Origin of the sequence: Ruminiclostridium hungatei (genome assembly GCF_002051585.1) — a bacterium.
Taxonomy (GTDB): Bacteria; Bacillota; Clostridia; order Acetivibrionales; family DSM-1351; genus Ruminiclostridium; species Ruminiclostridium hungatei.
On sequence record NZ_MZGX01000006.1, the window covers coordinates 158,230 to 172,551 of the forward strand.

Annotated in this window: 8 protein-coding genes; 4 read left to right on the forward strand and 4 right to left on the reverse strand. The window is 45.3% G+C overall.

The window, feature by feature from the left end:
* Positions 1–109: 109 nt before the first annotated feature.
* The gene (locus CLHUN_RS06170; RefSeq protein WP_080063703.1) at positions 110–907 is read left to right on the forward strand and encodes an AraC family transcriptional regulator; all 798 of its coding nucleotides are present in this window, start codon (positions 110–112) and stop codon (positions 905–907) included.
* Between the two features lie 20 nt (positions 908–927).
* On the opposite strand, the gene CLHUN_RS06175 is transcribed toward CLHUN_RS06170, so the two are convergent.
* Positions 928–1,860 carry an NAD-dependent epimerase/dehydratase family protein gene (locus CLHUN_RS06175; protein ID WP_080063704.1) on the reverse strand — a complete coding sequence of 311 codons (933 nt, stop codon included), beginning with the start codon at positions 1,858–1,860 and terminating at the stop codon, positions 928–930.
* A 440-nt stretch (positions 1,861–2,300) separates the two neighbouring features.
* Here CLHUN_RS06175 and CLHUN_RS06180 point away from each other — a divergent pair, with 440 nt between their 5' ends.
* Entirely contained in the window at positions 2,301–3,917 is a 1,617-nt protein-coding gene (locus CLHUN_RS06180) for a cellulase family glycosylhydrolase (protein ID WP_080063705.1), read from the forward strand.
* Between the two features lie 122 nt (positions 3,918–4,039).
* Here the strand turns inward: CLHUN_RS06180 and CLHUN_RS06185 are convergent, their stop codons facing one another.
* The gene (locus CLHUN_RS06185) at positions 4,040–5,089 is read right to left on the reverse strand and encodes a chorismate transformation FkbO/Hyg5 family protein (RefSeq protein ID WP_080063706.1); all 1,050 of its coding nucleotides are present in this window, start codon (positions 5,087–5,089) and stop codon (positions 4,040–4,042) included.
* Positions 5,090–5,275: 186 nt separating this feature from the next.
* Between CLHUN_RS06185 and ccsA the strand changes: the two genes are divergently transcribed.
* Together ccsA and CLHUN_RS06195 are read left to right on the forward strand one after the other, a co-directional pair.
* The gene (gene ccsA / locus CLHUN_RS06190) at positions 5,276–7,159 is read left to right on the forward strand and encodes a cytochrome c biogenesis protein CcsA (protein WP_080063707.1); all 1,884 of its coding nucleotides are present in this window, start codon (positions 5,276–5,278) and stop codon (positions 7,157–7,159) included.
* 15 nt (positions 7,160–7,174) lie between these two features.
* A complete protein-coding gene (locus CLHUN_RS06195; protein WP_080063708.1) occupies positions 7,175–10,201 on the forward strand; it encodes a dockerin type I repeat-containing protein in 3,027 nt (1,008 codons plus the stop codon).
* Between the two features lie 137 nt (positions 10,202–10,338).
* Here CLHUN_RS06195 and CLHUN_RS06200 read toward each other — a convergent pair whose 3' ends face one another.
* Together CLHUN_RS06200 and CLHUN_RS06205 are read right to left on the reverse strand one after the other, a co-directional pair.
* Entirely contained in the window at positions 10,339–12,354 is a 2,016-nt protein-coding gene (locus tag CLHUN_RS06200) for a glycoside hydrolase family 9 protein (protein ID WP_340148325.1), read from the reverse strand.
* A gap of 531 nt (positions 12,355–12,885) precedes the next feature.
* Positions 12,886–14,307, reverse strand: coding sequence for a radical SAM/SPASM domain-containing protein (locus tag CLHUN_RS06205; protein ID WP_080063709.1), 1,422 nt, complete (start codon positions 14,305–14,307; stop codon positions 12,886–12,888).
* Positions 14,308–14,322: the final 15 nt, after the last annotated feature.

The following is a 14,322-nucleotide window of genomic DNA, read 5'->3' on the forward strand; positions in this document are numbered from 1 at the left end:
AATATAATATTATCCCTATTTTTAAAAACTATCTCGCAATATATTAACAGGATATGGACATAGATTGCTGTTAAGTGTATATTTAAATCAACAGCAATGGAGGGATGCCATGTACCCGTACTATGAAGCAATAAGCACAAAAGAGCACTATGATTTCAATATCCTCTTTGAGGAGGACTTCAGTTTTCCTCCCCATCTTCATTCACATATGGAATTGGTATTTGTAGCTGAGGGTGAAATGTGCTTTTCTGTAAATGACAGCAGGAAGAATTTGAAAAAGGGAGATATTGCCGTTTGCTTTCCCAATGATGTTCATAGCTACAGCAGCACCGCCCATTCAAAACTGTTGATTTTGATTTTTTCTCCGGAGATTATCAGAGAGTATTTTAAGAAACATGTGGGCAGGACTCTTGAAAATCCCTTTATTGAAGGGGTCTGCTCCCATGAAGCGGTAGGCACACTGCTGGATATGCTCGTAGAAGAGAGTTCAAGCCATAGAAACGAATTTGTTATTAAAGGTATTTTATACTCCATACTGGGAAAACTTGAGCAGAACTTTATATTCAAAGATGGCAGGCAATTGCATGATACTACCATTCAAAAGCTTCTGCGATACATCGGGAGCCATTTCAGCGAGAGCATAACCCTGGAAAGTGTCGCCAGGGATTTGGGCTTCAGCAGGTTTCATATTTCCCGCATATTTAACGGTAAAATCGGAGAACAGTTTAATGAATATGTAAACAAGCTCAGGATAAACATGGCCCAGAGCCTGTTGGCCGGAACCGACGCAAGTGTTTCCAACATAGCTCTGGAGTGCGGCTTTGAAAGCATCAGAAATTTCAACAGGGTTTTTAAAATACACAGTGGTATGACACCCAATGAATACAGGCAGAACAGGAAAAAGTAAACCGGCTTCCCGAACTCCCTTCAAGCCCTTTCCTGCCCCTGAAGCAAGGATTCCACGTGAAGCCTGAGCCCTTTTTCTATGGAGGTGGCCGGCAGCTTTGCCCCGGCAGCCTTAAGCCTTGAAAGGTCATATATCCTGTGGCATAAGGACGGCACTGCCTCGGGATGGTCAGGTATAAAACTGTCAACAGGGACAGTTTCTATTTTTGCCTCTACCTTAAGTATACCGGCAATGATTTCGTAATATTTTCTGCACTCGATTACATCCGGCCCCCCGACACAAAAAATTTCGTTATCGGCCTTTTCGTTTCCCAAAAGGTCCAGCATGAGTTCACACAGGTCAAGCACAAATACGGGGTGCAGCAAAAAATGGCCTCCCCCTGCCAGAGAAATGGGTTTTCCGCCAAGAAGCCTTTCCAGCAGTTCAGGGTCGCGCTGGTGCAAAGGCAGGCAGCCAAGCTGAGAACCCGGCCCGTAAATATGCCCGGGTCTGAGTATTGTCCAGGACATATCTCCTGTTCCGGCGTTCATGAATTCCAGCTCACACAAGCGCTTGTTTCCCGCATAGCCTTCAGTGATCCAGCCTTTACACTCCTCGGTCTGGGGAAAGCTTCTGGAACCCGGTTCGTACACTATGTCAGTGGAAATAACCAAAAGCTGCTTTGCCAGTTTGCTGAAAACCTCTATGTCCTGCCGGGCATTTTCAGCATCCATGCATATGCAGTCCAGAACTGCGTCCCATCTGATTCCGGCTGACCTGATGACACTTTTGAAGGCTTGTCCGTCTGAGCGGTCCGCTTTCAGGGAAATGGCTCCTTCCGGAACCGGCCTGCCGCCCCTGGTCAATACCCAGACCTCATGACCGTATTCCAGTGCTTTCCGGACAAGATGGCTGCTTACAAAACCACTGCCTCCTATTATAAGTAATTTTAATTTTTTATTATCTCTATACATCCAACCACTCCTCAATGAATTTTCTCTCATGGGACTTTTTTGTCCCTGCTATCCATTCCCCCTTAAGGGATGATTACATCGACATTTTCTTCTGAGCTCAATAAAAGCCTCCTGCATGGGCTTAACCGTATTGGGACTGCTTTCTCAAGATTATATCATTGTTTTTGCACGGTCTCAAGAAATCAACGTTGTTGTCAGGATATTCATTGCTTCAGCCCTCTGCGAGCATCAGCCGGCGAGAGTGGAGCACCGGCAGGTACTTAAAACAGCGCAGCCGGTAGTGGTCGAATATTGTCGAAATATTGCATCAATGTTAATTTATTGTATTTTTGTTAATTAATATGGTATCATTAATTAAGATGAAGCAAGTAGAAATCCTATTTGTATTCTTCAATTAATTTTATTATTTTTTATTAAAATAAAGTACAGGAGGGAAAGATATGAAGAGGTCCTTAAGTCTATCTTTTTTATTGGCGACACTTATTGTGCTGCTGATAGCATCCAGCTTACAAGTACTTGCTGCAGCCCCCGAGGCCGGTGAAACAAATGATGACTGGCTGCATGTGGAGGGCACCAATATTGTGGATCAATACGGAAATAAAGTCTGGTTGACCGGTGCCAACTGGTTTGGGTTCAATTGCAGGGAAAGAATGCTGTTGGATTCCTACCACAGCAATATTGTGGCGGATATTGAAATAGTGGCGGACAAGGGTATTAATGTTGTGAGGATACCCATTGCAACCGACCTGCTGTATGCGTGGAGCAAGGGGGAATATCCCGCTTCAACGGATACCAGCTACAATAATGCGGATCTAGCCGGGCTAAACAGTTACCAGTTGTTCAACTTCATGCTGGAAAACTTTAAAAGAGTGGGAATCAAAGTAATACTTGACGTACATAGTGCCGAAACCGACAATATGGGCCATACCGCTCCTCTGTGGGTTAAGGGTGCCATAACCGAGGACATTTTCAAGGCCGCCTGGGTATGGGTAGCCAACAGGTATAAAAATGATGATACCATCATTGGCTTTGACCTGAAAAACGAGCCTCACACCAATACAGGCGACCTTAAAATAATGGCACAAAGCGCAATCTGGGATAACTCCAACCGTGCCACCAACTGGAAAAGGGTTGCACAGGAGACCGCTCTTAAGATACTTGAAGTGCATCCCAAAGCACTTATATTTGTTGAAGGTGTGGAAATATACCCAAAGGATGGCATATGGGATGACGAACAAACCAATACAAGTCCCTGGACAGGAAACAATGATTACTACGGCACCTGGTGGGGAGGCAATCTCAGGGGCGTAAGGGATTATCCCATAAATCTTGGAAAATATCAGTCCCAGCTTGTTTATTCACCTCATGATTATGGGCCTATGGTATATGAGCAGCAGTGGTTCAGAGGCGATTTCCCCACAGCTTCCGATGCGGCTGCAAAAAAAATATTGTATGAACAGTGCTGGAAGGATAACTGGGCATTTATCATGGAAGAAGGAATTTCCCCGATACTCGTGGGCGAGTGGGGAGGCCTCACTGAAGGCGGAGACAAGCTTCTGGACTCCAACAAAAAATATCTGCGGGCAATGAGAGACTATATCCTGGAGAACAAATACAAATTGCACCATACTTTCTGGTGTATAAATATTGACTCGGCAGATACTGGCGGTCTGCTTACCCGCGGTGAGGGAACGGCCTTCCCCGGCGGCAGGGATCTGAAATGGAATGACAACAAGTACGACAATTATCTTTTGCCGGTGCTGTGGAAAAATAATCAGGGCAAGTTTATCGGTCTGGATCACAAGATACCCTTGGGTAAAAATGGCGTGACGCTTGGAGGCGGCTCCGTGGTGATAAAATACGGAGATGTCAATACCGACGGAAATATCGATGCCATAGATTTTGCTTTATTGAAGGCATATTTGCTGGGCGGCAACCCGGCCATCGATACAAAAGCGGCGGATTTAAACCTTGACGGGGCAATAGATTCCATTGACTTTGCAGTATTCAAGCAATATCTCCTGGGGGCGGTGCAGACGCTGCCTTTATCCAGATAATGGTCCGAGCGGCCCGTTCTGCAATAGTACGGCTAAACTTCTGATAATAAAAATGGAGGCGGCTCATCATACGAGTTTTATGATGAGCCGCCTCCATTTACAAGCTGATACCTTATCAGCTCTTACGGGTTTTCCATAACAATTCCCTCTATTTCCACAAGCAGGTCGTTTCTGCACACATCCGCCTTCAGATAGGCTATTGACTTATCCGGCGAAAATGCCTGGGTACAGACAGCTTTTATTATTTCATAGTCAGCTTCATTTTTTATATATACCTTAATGCAATCCAGATCCTTAAGGGTAAAAGCTTTCTTTATGCCGTAACTGCTCAAATTTGTGCCTGATATGAGAACACTTATATTGTTGAGAGTTGTCTCGCACTGCCTGGCGGCATCACCCTGGTGAACCGTCTCAGAACCTATGATGCTTGCTGTGCCTGAAACATATAATATTCCTCTTCCCCCGCCGTAATCCGTGTATGCTCCCCTTGCAAAGCTGGGAGGCTTTATCCCGTATTTGGCAGGATATTTGTAGGCAGGTGTCTGGTTAGGATTTTCAAGGTATTTATTCATATCTTTCCGCATGGATACCATATATATGCACAGGCTGCTGCCCTGACAGCCTATACCTGTGGCCGCAGGAAATATATTGCCGTTCCGTGCAAAGGCCTCCGCCCTGCCAAGGCAAAACCTTATATATCTCTCAGACCCGTCCCCGAACTGATTGATATTGGGAATATGATTCCAGACTCTTGAAATATTGGGATGGTTATTTTTTTGCACCGACTGGAAAATCAAGTCATAGGCCAATCTTCCAATTTCACGTAAATCCCTGTCCTCCTCCTTTAAGCATACTGTTAAAAGCTGATGAAATCCGTCACTTGAAAATTGCAGGCCTTGGAGAGTTCCACAGGCAACAGTGTTTTCAGATGTCCAAATCTCGTAATAGGCCTTCGCGGAAAAAGTCTTCATTGCCACATTCATTGCTGGAAAGCATATCTTAAGCCCCTCAAGCTCGGGATACCCCTCATCTTCCCCGAACCTGACGATACCCAGGATATTTTGTGTCACCATGATTTGTCTCAAATTTATAGACTCTGCCGGAAGCAAATACACCTTGATCCCCGGAATATTTTCATGCGAAATATTCCCTTGTTTTAATGTTTCAAACATATCAAGCCTTCCCTCCTCATCATAAATTTGCAGGCAATCTGCCAGTAATTATTACATACTTATATTACCATATATGTTAATTAGATGTAATAGTTAAGAAAATTCTACAATAATAGACATTGGAACTAATATATAATTATATATAGAAAATTATGGGAAAATTATAAATCCCATTGAGGAGGTCGTATGGGTACATTGGGTTATATTTGCCTCATAAGCTCATTTGTTATGGGGATTTTTTGCCTTATACTTTTAAAATTTGCTAAAACCCGCAATTATGGACTTAGAGCCGGTCTTATTTCCAATGCTTTTATTCTGCTGACTTCACTGGTACTTTTCTATCTTCTGGTCACCAGTGATTTCTCCATTGAATACGTGTATAAAAACACCGACAGGAATTTGCCTCTTATATATAAAATTTCCGCCTTCTGGTCAGGTTCGGCAGGGTCCCTCCTGCTGTGGGCCACATGTATTTCCGTTGTTTATATCATCATCTATGGCATTTTCCATTTTAAGCAGTATTCAAACCGGCAATATATGGTATGTTTGACTGCCACCACCATTATCTTCAATCTGGCCTTTTTAACTGTCCTTATTTTAGTAAGCAATCCCTTTAAGGCCGTCGGCCCCAGCAGTAACGGCTTCGGTTTGAGCCCCTCGCTTCAGAGCATAGGCATGATTTTTCATCCTCCGCTTGTCATGCTGGCCTATTCATGCTTTTTTGCAGCTTTTTCCTCTATGCTCTATGAGACACTTTATCCTCAAAGCCCTGAACTATCAATCACCGGGAGGCTTCCTCTCCTGGCATGGATAATACTTACCACAGGCATTGTCAGCGGCGGAATATGGGCATACAGAGAGCTGGGCTGGGGCGGCTACTGGAACTGGGACCCTATTGAAAATTCAGCTTTGGTAACCTGGCTGCTTTCCACAGCATATCTGCATATGCTTCAGTTGAAAAGAAGCAATGCCATCAGCAGCCGTCCTTTAACAGCAGTAATTTCAGCTATTGTTTTCTCGGTGCTTTTTGGGACAGGCCTTGCAAGGAGCGGCATTCTGAACTCGGTCCATGCGTATTCAAGCCACAGCAGCAAAATTTTCTTCCCCATACTGCTGATAATTGCGGCCGCCGCAGTTCTGGCAGTACTTATAGTTGTTTTCAGAAGGAAAACTGAATTAAAGGATACCGGCTCTGAACCAGTACGGTTATATATATATATTCCTCCGTTTCTTCTTATTGTGACTGCCATGGCTATTGCACTGATGACGGTATACCCCCTGTTTCAAATAGGGGGACCTGAAATAACCGAAAAAACCTACGACCTTGTATTCGGCATTTTCGGATTGGCAATAATTCTTGCTTCATCAGCCATCTTTTCCTTCCGGCATCTGTCCCGCAAATACAGGGCGGCAGTATGGGCGGCTTCACTATTATCGGGAACAGTGACGTCCTTCCTTCCCTCCTTTGCCGCATACGAAAGCTTTACAAGGCTCTCCCTGTCGGCGGCTGTCATATGTCTGATTTCTCTGCTGCTGGGTCTGCTTGTTAATATAAACAGTATATTTAATGACAGCAGACTTCTCATGTTATTCATTATCCATCTTTCCATAGTGCTGATTGCATTTGGCTTAATCGGCACCAGAGGCATGAAAATAGAAACCAGCAGTGTCATTGACAAAAATTCCTCCATAAGTATTGGAAAATACACACTGGAATTAGACACCCTGGAGGTAATCGACCAGCCTGAGAAAAAAACCTGGACCGCCGGGTTGTCTTGTTGGGACGGCAAATCCACCAGAGCTCTTGATACCTCTCTCCATTTTTACAAAAAGAAGAAAGTATACCACTCCAAAGAATTCATTATCAGTTCATTTAATGAAGAACTCTACATCAATATTGAGAATGCAGCCGACGACGGAAGTGTACTTTTAAGGGTTTCCCTGTTCAAGTGGTTTTCTCTTTTGTGGCTGGGCATAATTCTGATGATATTGGCTTCTTCAATATTATATGCCGGAGGAGGTTTTGTGACAGCACAAAATTTACATAAAGTTAAAAACAGTATCATGTAAGGAGGTAGGTGTACAATGCTGCGAAAAGGATCAAAAACCATCGCTCTTCTGTGTATCATATCAGTATTCATTTTCTGCAGTATACAAATTTTTTCCGAAGGAGTAGTTACTCCTATAAAAGGGGGCAAGGTAGCCGTGGACTACCTGGAACCGGATGCGTACTCCCAGAAAAGGCTGTCCGAAGGCAAGGCCATGTTTGATGCAAAATGTGCCATTTGTCACACTGACAGCGGGAGAGACCTGGTCTATTTCGGTGATCCGGATTTTAACTCTTCAAGGGTTATAGGAAGCACCAAAAAATTTGCAGGTGCAGCCAGTGATCCGGAAATTGGAGAAAAGGTTTACGAGTATCTCAGGTACAACAATGACGGTCCTTTTATGAGTCAGAACGACCCATTTTTACAGCCAGGTCCTCTAAGTCTGGAGCCAGGCGAAGGGAATCCCGTCCTTTCAAAGGATGAAGATTTCTGGGGGGCTTTGACCGGACACAGGGTTCCCACCCCGGATGACGTAAATCTGGAAAAAATCTGGAACTCATATGACATGAAAAATGTTGTTCTTCCCTACAGTATCGCAAGCTGGTCGGAATTTATGCCTCATGAGGTTCCTCTTAAGGCTGCCGTAACAGAAGTCAGAAACCTTTTCAATCAACAGAGGTACAACCTGAGCAATCTGCCGCTGGCCGACAAGGGACTGGGCCGGTATTTCGGCTATGCCGCCAACAGCATATACAACAAATATCAATTTACAAGTCACGACTATACAAAAGCAGATCATTCAAAAGACTTTCTTGAAGCGGTTAACAGTACTTCACTGCTGACCTGGCTGTCTGTCCTGGATTTTGAATACGGGCTTCCGCAGCGTGTCAACAATAAGTGGAACGGAGAATGGGCCTGGGGTGTGAACGAAAACACCATACTATGGGGACCCGGCTCTAATCTGGACAATCTGAATACCTACGGAATAAATGCAGATGAAGGTATAAACTCCAGGGAAGCTTTCAGGAACAAATGGACCCAGTATTCCACCATGTTTGTGACTGGTAAGAACGGAGTATTTACTCCAAATACATATTTTTACTATGCCACCATGCCGTGGGGCTGCAAGACCTATGACTCGGGCCTGTTTGGAGGCAAGAATGTCCAGACGCTTACCGGACTCAAAGGGTTTGCAGAATTGTGGAACCACTCCAAGACCTATACAGCGGCATCATATACGGGCACATCCTCCATACCCAACTATGGAGATACCACCAGAAGATACCTGCTGGATGTAACCTGGCCGTATGAAGGCTTTATGAATTACAGCGGGAACAAGCAGGCGGCTTTGAACGCCTTCCTTGAACTCATCTACAGACAGTGGACTGCTTCCATCGGCGCACCTAACGCAAACCTGCGGGACCCTTACAGTGACGCCTACAATCTGCCCACAGGAAACAAGGATTCTGAAAGATACAACTTCCTCATATTCTCATACAACAGCCTGCAGAGCGTCATGACAGCAACCCAGAAGGATTTTGTCAAAGCCTATATCAGGCGGATTTATCCAACAAACCCGTCAGGTTATCAGAAGCCTTTTACGGCCTATAACTGGAACCTCGTAGACCCCGCTCCTCAAAAGCCTGTAATACTGCCTTTTGGCTCTGACACGGCAGTTGCTGATAAGCCTTATGTTTTAAGAATAATAAGGGCCCAGGCAAATGACGGTGATATAGAAATAACTGCCTCAAACCTTCCTGCCGGTGCAAAGCTGGTTAAAACAAAGGGAAAATGGGCAGCCAACGACTATGAATACTCAATCAGTTGGACACCCACAAAGGACCAGGCAGGAAAAGCCTATACCATCAATCTTACAGGCACCAGCAGCATGGGTACTTCCAGTACCACTGCCCAAATAAATGTATTGTCGGCAGAAAGTCCCGTAGTGCTTGAGGATATACCAGCCTATTCTGTTTATGCAGGTCAGGAACTGTCCTTCCCTCTTACCGTGCAGAATTATTATGCTGAAAATCTTCTTTACTCAATGGAAGGAAGCTTTGGAAAGGTAATCAACAATACCTGGAATACCGCAGGCATTTACACGGTAAAGCCGGAAAAGTCAGATGTAGGCGTTCATACAGTTACGTTTACAGTTAAGGACAGGTTTGGTAATATTTCAAGCAAGAGTGCAAAAATAACCGTTATTGCCAATAGCGTTCCGGATGCACAGATTACTCCGGACGGTTCAGGTCCCGGAAAGAACAAGAATATATACAGGGTTAAGGCAGGTGATACATTGAGGCTTTCCATAAACGCCTCCGACCCTGACGGGGACAAGGTTGAAATATCCAAGAATGCCGAGTTCCCAGGACTTATAAATAGTAATGTATATACTTATACCGTTGAGGATGATATGGCTAAAAACTTCCCCGGTCCCAATGTACTGACCTTTACCATAAAGGACCTGGCTTCCGGCTCCACCTCATCCTCTCCCAAATACAAGGGAGGCATAACCAAAAAGGTACTGCTGGTATACTTTGAACCCCGGGATGCAAGCTCAAACCACACGCCCTGGGCTCAGGCAGGCAATCCGCAGACCGTGAACTCCGGTCAGACAGTCACACTGGACGGAACCGGCTCGGATGATACCGATAAGGACACCATTAAATACCAGTGGAGCCAGGTGGGCGTAACAACAGTCCAGCTATCCGACACCACAAGTCCAAAGCCTGTATTTACCGCCCCCAAGGTTACTTCTGCAACCATACTTAAATTCTACCTTACGGTAAAAGATCCAGGAGGACTCAGTGACACAGGTGTAGTGAGAATCCAGGTTAATCCTGCGGCAGCATTCCTGCCAGGAGATATTGACGGCAACGGGGATATTGATGCAATTGACTATGCCCTGCTTAAAAAGCATCTGCTGGGTACAGGCGAGGGCACACTCACGCCGGAGCAGGTCCAAAGGGCGGATGTTGACGGAGATGGCTCCTTAAGTGCCCTTGATCTTGCCTATTTGAAGCAATACCTCCTTGGAAAAATAGGCAGTTTCCCGGCGGATTAGTCCCGGCCGCCGGCTTAAGGTTTCTGATGTAATATATTACACCTTGAAATCTCAAAAATAACCATTAAAAAAGGGAGTACCGCAAAACTACTGAAAAGTAGTGCGCCATACTCCCTTATCAAATATGCAAAAACAGATTATTTTACCGGCAGTCTTTCAATCTGGCCCAAGAGATATTTCTTTAATATTGCCAGGTCCATAGCGTCCACATTGGAGTCAAGATATACATCCGCCAGCTTCAGGCCATCCTTTCCGGGGAAGGTGCTTACCTGCCCTATGAGGAAGCCCTTAAGCAGTGCATAGTCAATGGAATCCACAACGCTGTCTCCATTGACATCTCCATAGATCCCTTCGGCAGTTGAAGTCCCGCCTGCAAACCCCGCCAAGGCATATATCAAAGCCGCATTCCAGTTGATTGCAACCTCATTTGTCCTGTAATCCTCCTGATTATCAACCCAATCCTTTGCACCCGGCCAGCCGCCACCAATGAGGTATCCGGGCCAGGGCTCGGCAAGGGAGTCTCCTCCCGACGGCCTGTGATGAGGACTTTTGGGCGGATTCAAGCCCACTCCCGTTATAAAGGAACGGTCATAATAGTTCCTGCCCAAGAGAAAGCCTATGGCATCAAGAGAGGCGTCGATATAATCAGCTTTGGGCGACAGCTTGTTTGCAATCTGCAGAACCATGGTCTGTCTCGCCACAGTACCGTTGCAGCCCCAGTAATAGGTTGTTCCCAAAGTCCTGCCATAGCCATGGCTGTCAGCAGTGCTCACTATACTGTCGGCAGCGCTCAGCAAGGCACTTTTTATAGAATTATAAAGTGTCTGATTTTTTCCGGTCCTGTTTGAAAGCAGGTATGTAAACATACCCAGATTTTTGACATTGTCCCAGTCAAAATCCACATCAATTTTTTTTGTAAAGGTTTCCGCCCTGGCTTCAAAATCACTGAGATAGCTGCTGTCTCCGGTGGTTTCCCACATCTCGGCAGCCGCCCACAGCCTGTCGTCGGGATCAGTGGTGTCATACCCTCCTGTAGAGTATCCGCTTTGGTTGGGATTTGTATTATTGGGGTTAGCCTTTAAAAATGCATAGCTGATTTTTGCAGCATTCAGACATTTATCCGCATAGGCTGCATCATACGGCCTGAAGGCTCTGGAGGCCATTGCCAGCATGGCGACAAAATCTGCCGTTGCAGGGCTTCCCCAGGGGGTGAAGAACCTGTCGGCGGTTTCCTGCTCCGGCAATATAAAACCTCCGAAATTTTTGGTGGTAAGTTTATGACTAACCTTGCCGCTGCCATCCGGGTACTGCATGGTCAGCAGCCAATCGGTTTCATACTTGATTTCATCCAGAAAATCCGGCATGGAATTGGTATTTTCCGGCATGGTTAGCTGAATATTTTCAATCTTGTCCTTGAATTGCTCCCAGGCAAAAAGCATGGAGCCTACAGTGATTCCCGCATTGACAACATACTTGTTGTAGTCTCCTGCATCATGCCAACCCTTTAGGCCATCCTTGACAGTGTGCTGGCCTGTTATTGAGTCCAGAAAAGCGTCCCTTGTATGGCATGCTCCATGGGCATAGGTTTTTCCGTTATAGGTTGCCGACACTGCAGTACCGCAGCGTGCCAGGTACATGGCAAGCATGGAGGCCTTGTATGGCTCCAGATATATATCCTTTGCTATTTTAAAGACCGTACTCTTTCCAATGCCCGGGACTATAAGAAGGTAGGAGCCCTCCTGTGAAACCGGTGTGAAATCCACTATATTCACCTGTTCACCGGTATCGGCATTATTCATTGAAGTTGGCTTGCCCGAGTACACCACCTCGCCATTTTCCCTTACGATATAAAACTCTGAGCAACTGCCGGCGATTGTGGCCTTTTTGACCTGATCCGGTATAAAACCGAGAGAATTTATTCTGATTCTTGTATCGAACTGATAGTTGCCCGGCTGTATGCTCTCGGCATAAACACCTGCCCCCGGAAATGCCGGAACGATTAACAGCAATGCCACCGTGGCTGCACACAGAATCCAACTGACGGCTTTCATAAGGTTTTTACTTTTCAATATGCTCCTGTTTTTGCCTGTAGTTTTACCTGTGCTTCTGATTGAGCTTTTGATTAAGCTTTTGATTGAACTTTCAAATTTCATTCACCTGTATCCTCCTGTTCTGAATTGATATTACACTTAAGCAGACTCTTTTTTATCCGGCGAACAAAGCGCCTGTATCCGCATCCCCCCTTCAAGCCAAAGGCGCCCTTTACCAGCCTTGCTCCAACGGCACAACAGCTTGTCATGTCATTTTCGGAAAAAGGAAGATATTTGTGCCCCCGGCAGGTTGTAACATCAGATGGCAGTGAGTCAGCTCTGAATAATCAGAAATTTCAGGCAGGATGAATGAAGGTTATATTTCATAATTAAAAATAATTTTTGCAGCAAAGTTCTGAATAGTTTATATTATACCAAATTTTGTATTATTTTCAACATTGTTGTAGCGTATTGCCGGATAGCTCCGGTATAAGGCCCATAAAGGCAATGACAGCATAAAAAAAGCAAGCAACTGCTGCTTTTGATTTTTTCCTTTTATTTCATGTATCTGCATAAAATGAAGGTATCAAAATGCGCATTGCCTGCACAGTCAATTACTATGGGCTGAAAGCAGCTAGTAATACCTGTAAAATATCAGCTCTCCCTGTCAATCCTGTATCCGGCGCAGCAGCAGCCTCCGCAATTTACACAGCAGCCCGTATCACTGGAAGCAGTCTCTTGCCCCTGCCACAGGCTTTCGGCAGTCACCGCCCAGTTTTCGGCTGCTTCTTTGCATTTTTCCGCCAGATCCGCAACCTGCTCGGGATCCCTCATATCCGTGGATACTGCTCCCGACCGTTCTACCATTTCAACCAGCCTCTGGGGATTATCCAGCAGCGGACAGGGTCTTAAATGATTTTCATTGAAGGGCTGGTTTTTGTAATATTCCATAAACAGAGGCGATTTTAATGCCTCCAGCAAGGTTTTGTCCCTGATATTTGAATCCGAGTAGTGAATGAAGGCACAGGGCTCTATATCTCCGTTTGCATTGATGTGGACATAGTAGCGTCCTCCTGCTACACAGCCGCCTATATATTCTCCGTCATTCCAGAAGTCCAGTGTAAAAATGGGCTTGGTATTTCTGAAGCTTCGTATCCGGCGGTACATGAATTCCCGCTGTTCCGCAGTGACCATCAGTTCGGTGGGCGCTCCGGAGCCTATGGGCATATAGGTAAAGAACCATGCAAACTTAGCTCCCTGGGAGATCATCTCGTCAAAATATTCTTCACTTCCTACTGTTTCCGTATTTTCACGGGTATAGCAGCAGGATATTCCAAACAGGAGCTTATTGCGCTTAAGTATTTTCATGGCTTCCGTAACGGAGTTATATACCCCTGTACCTCTCCTTGCATCGGTATCCTTTTCAAAGCCTTCAATACTGATGGCAGGTATGAAATTTTTAACTCTGAGCATTTCTTCTGCAAATGCTTCGTCAATCAGTGTCCCGTTTGTAAAGGCCAAAAACAGGCAGTCGCTGTTTTTCTCACATAAACGGATGATATCCTTTTTTCTTACCAGCGGCTCTCCACCTGAGAACAAAAAAGTATATATACCCATTTCCTTAGCCTGGAGGATAATATCGTTCATCTGCTCATAACTCATCTGAAGTCCGTTTTTATATTCGGCCGCCCAGCAGCCGATGCAGCTAAGATTACATGCTGAGGTGGGGTCCATCAGGACTGTCCATGGAATATTGCAGTTGTTTTCCGCTTTGGTTTTGTCCTGCCTGGGGCTTCCGATGAGGGTTGAATTTATCACCAGGTTTTCAAATACTCTTCTGCGCACTCCTTTATCTATATCTGACCACAGGCTTCTGGTCAATATGCTCCAATTACTCTGCTTATCCTCAATAGCGCTCCTGAAGGTTTTGACCTGGCGCTTGACACTTCCGGCTTTGTCAAATCTCTCTATCCACTTTAAAACAGCAGGTATGCTCTCCTCAGGATCTCTTTCCATGTACCTGAGAACCCTTCTGGCAAAGAAGATTTTGAAAAAGCTTTTTATTTTTTCCCACATAGATGCTATACCTCC

Coding starts and splice junctions, on each gene's coding strand:
- CLHUN_RS06170 (WP_080063703.1), top strand. CDS start 110: ATGTACCCGTACTATGAAGCAATAAGCACAAAAGAGCACTATGATTTC.
- CLHUN_RS06175 (WP_080063704.1), bottom strand. CDS start 1,860: ATGTATAGAGATAATAAAAAATTAAAATTACTTATAATAGGAGGCAGT.
- CLHUN_RS06180 (WP_080063705.1), top strand. CDS start 2,301: ATGAAGAGGTCCTTAAGTCTATCTTTTTTATTGGCGACACTTATTGTG.
- CLHUN_RS06185 (WP_080063706.1), bottom strand. CDS start 5,089: ATGTTTGAAACATTAAAACAAGGGAATATTTCGCATGAAAATATTCCG.
- ccsA (WP_080063707.1), top strand. CDS start 5,276: ATGGGTACATTGGGTTATATTTGCCTCATAAGCTCATTTGTTATGGGG.
- CLHUN_RS06195 (WP_080063708.1), top strand. CDS start 7,175: ATGCTGCGAAAAGGATCAAAAACCATCGCTCTTCTGTGTATCATATCA.
- CLHUN_RS06200 (WP_340148325.1), bottom strand. CDS start 12,354: ATGAAATTTGAAAGTTCAATCAAAAGCTTAATCAAAAGCTCAATCAGA.
- CLHUN_RS06205 (WP_080063709.1), bottom strand. CDS start 14,307: ATGTGGGAAAAAATAAAAAGCTTTTTCAAAATCTTCTTTGCCAGAAGG.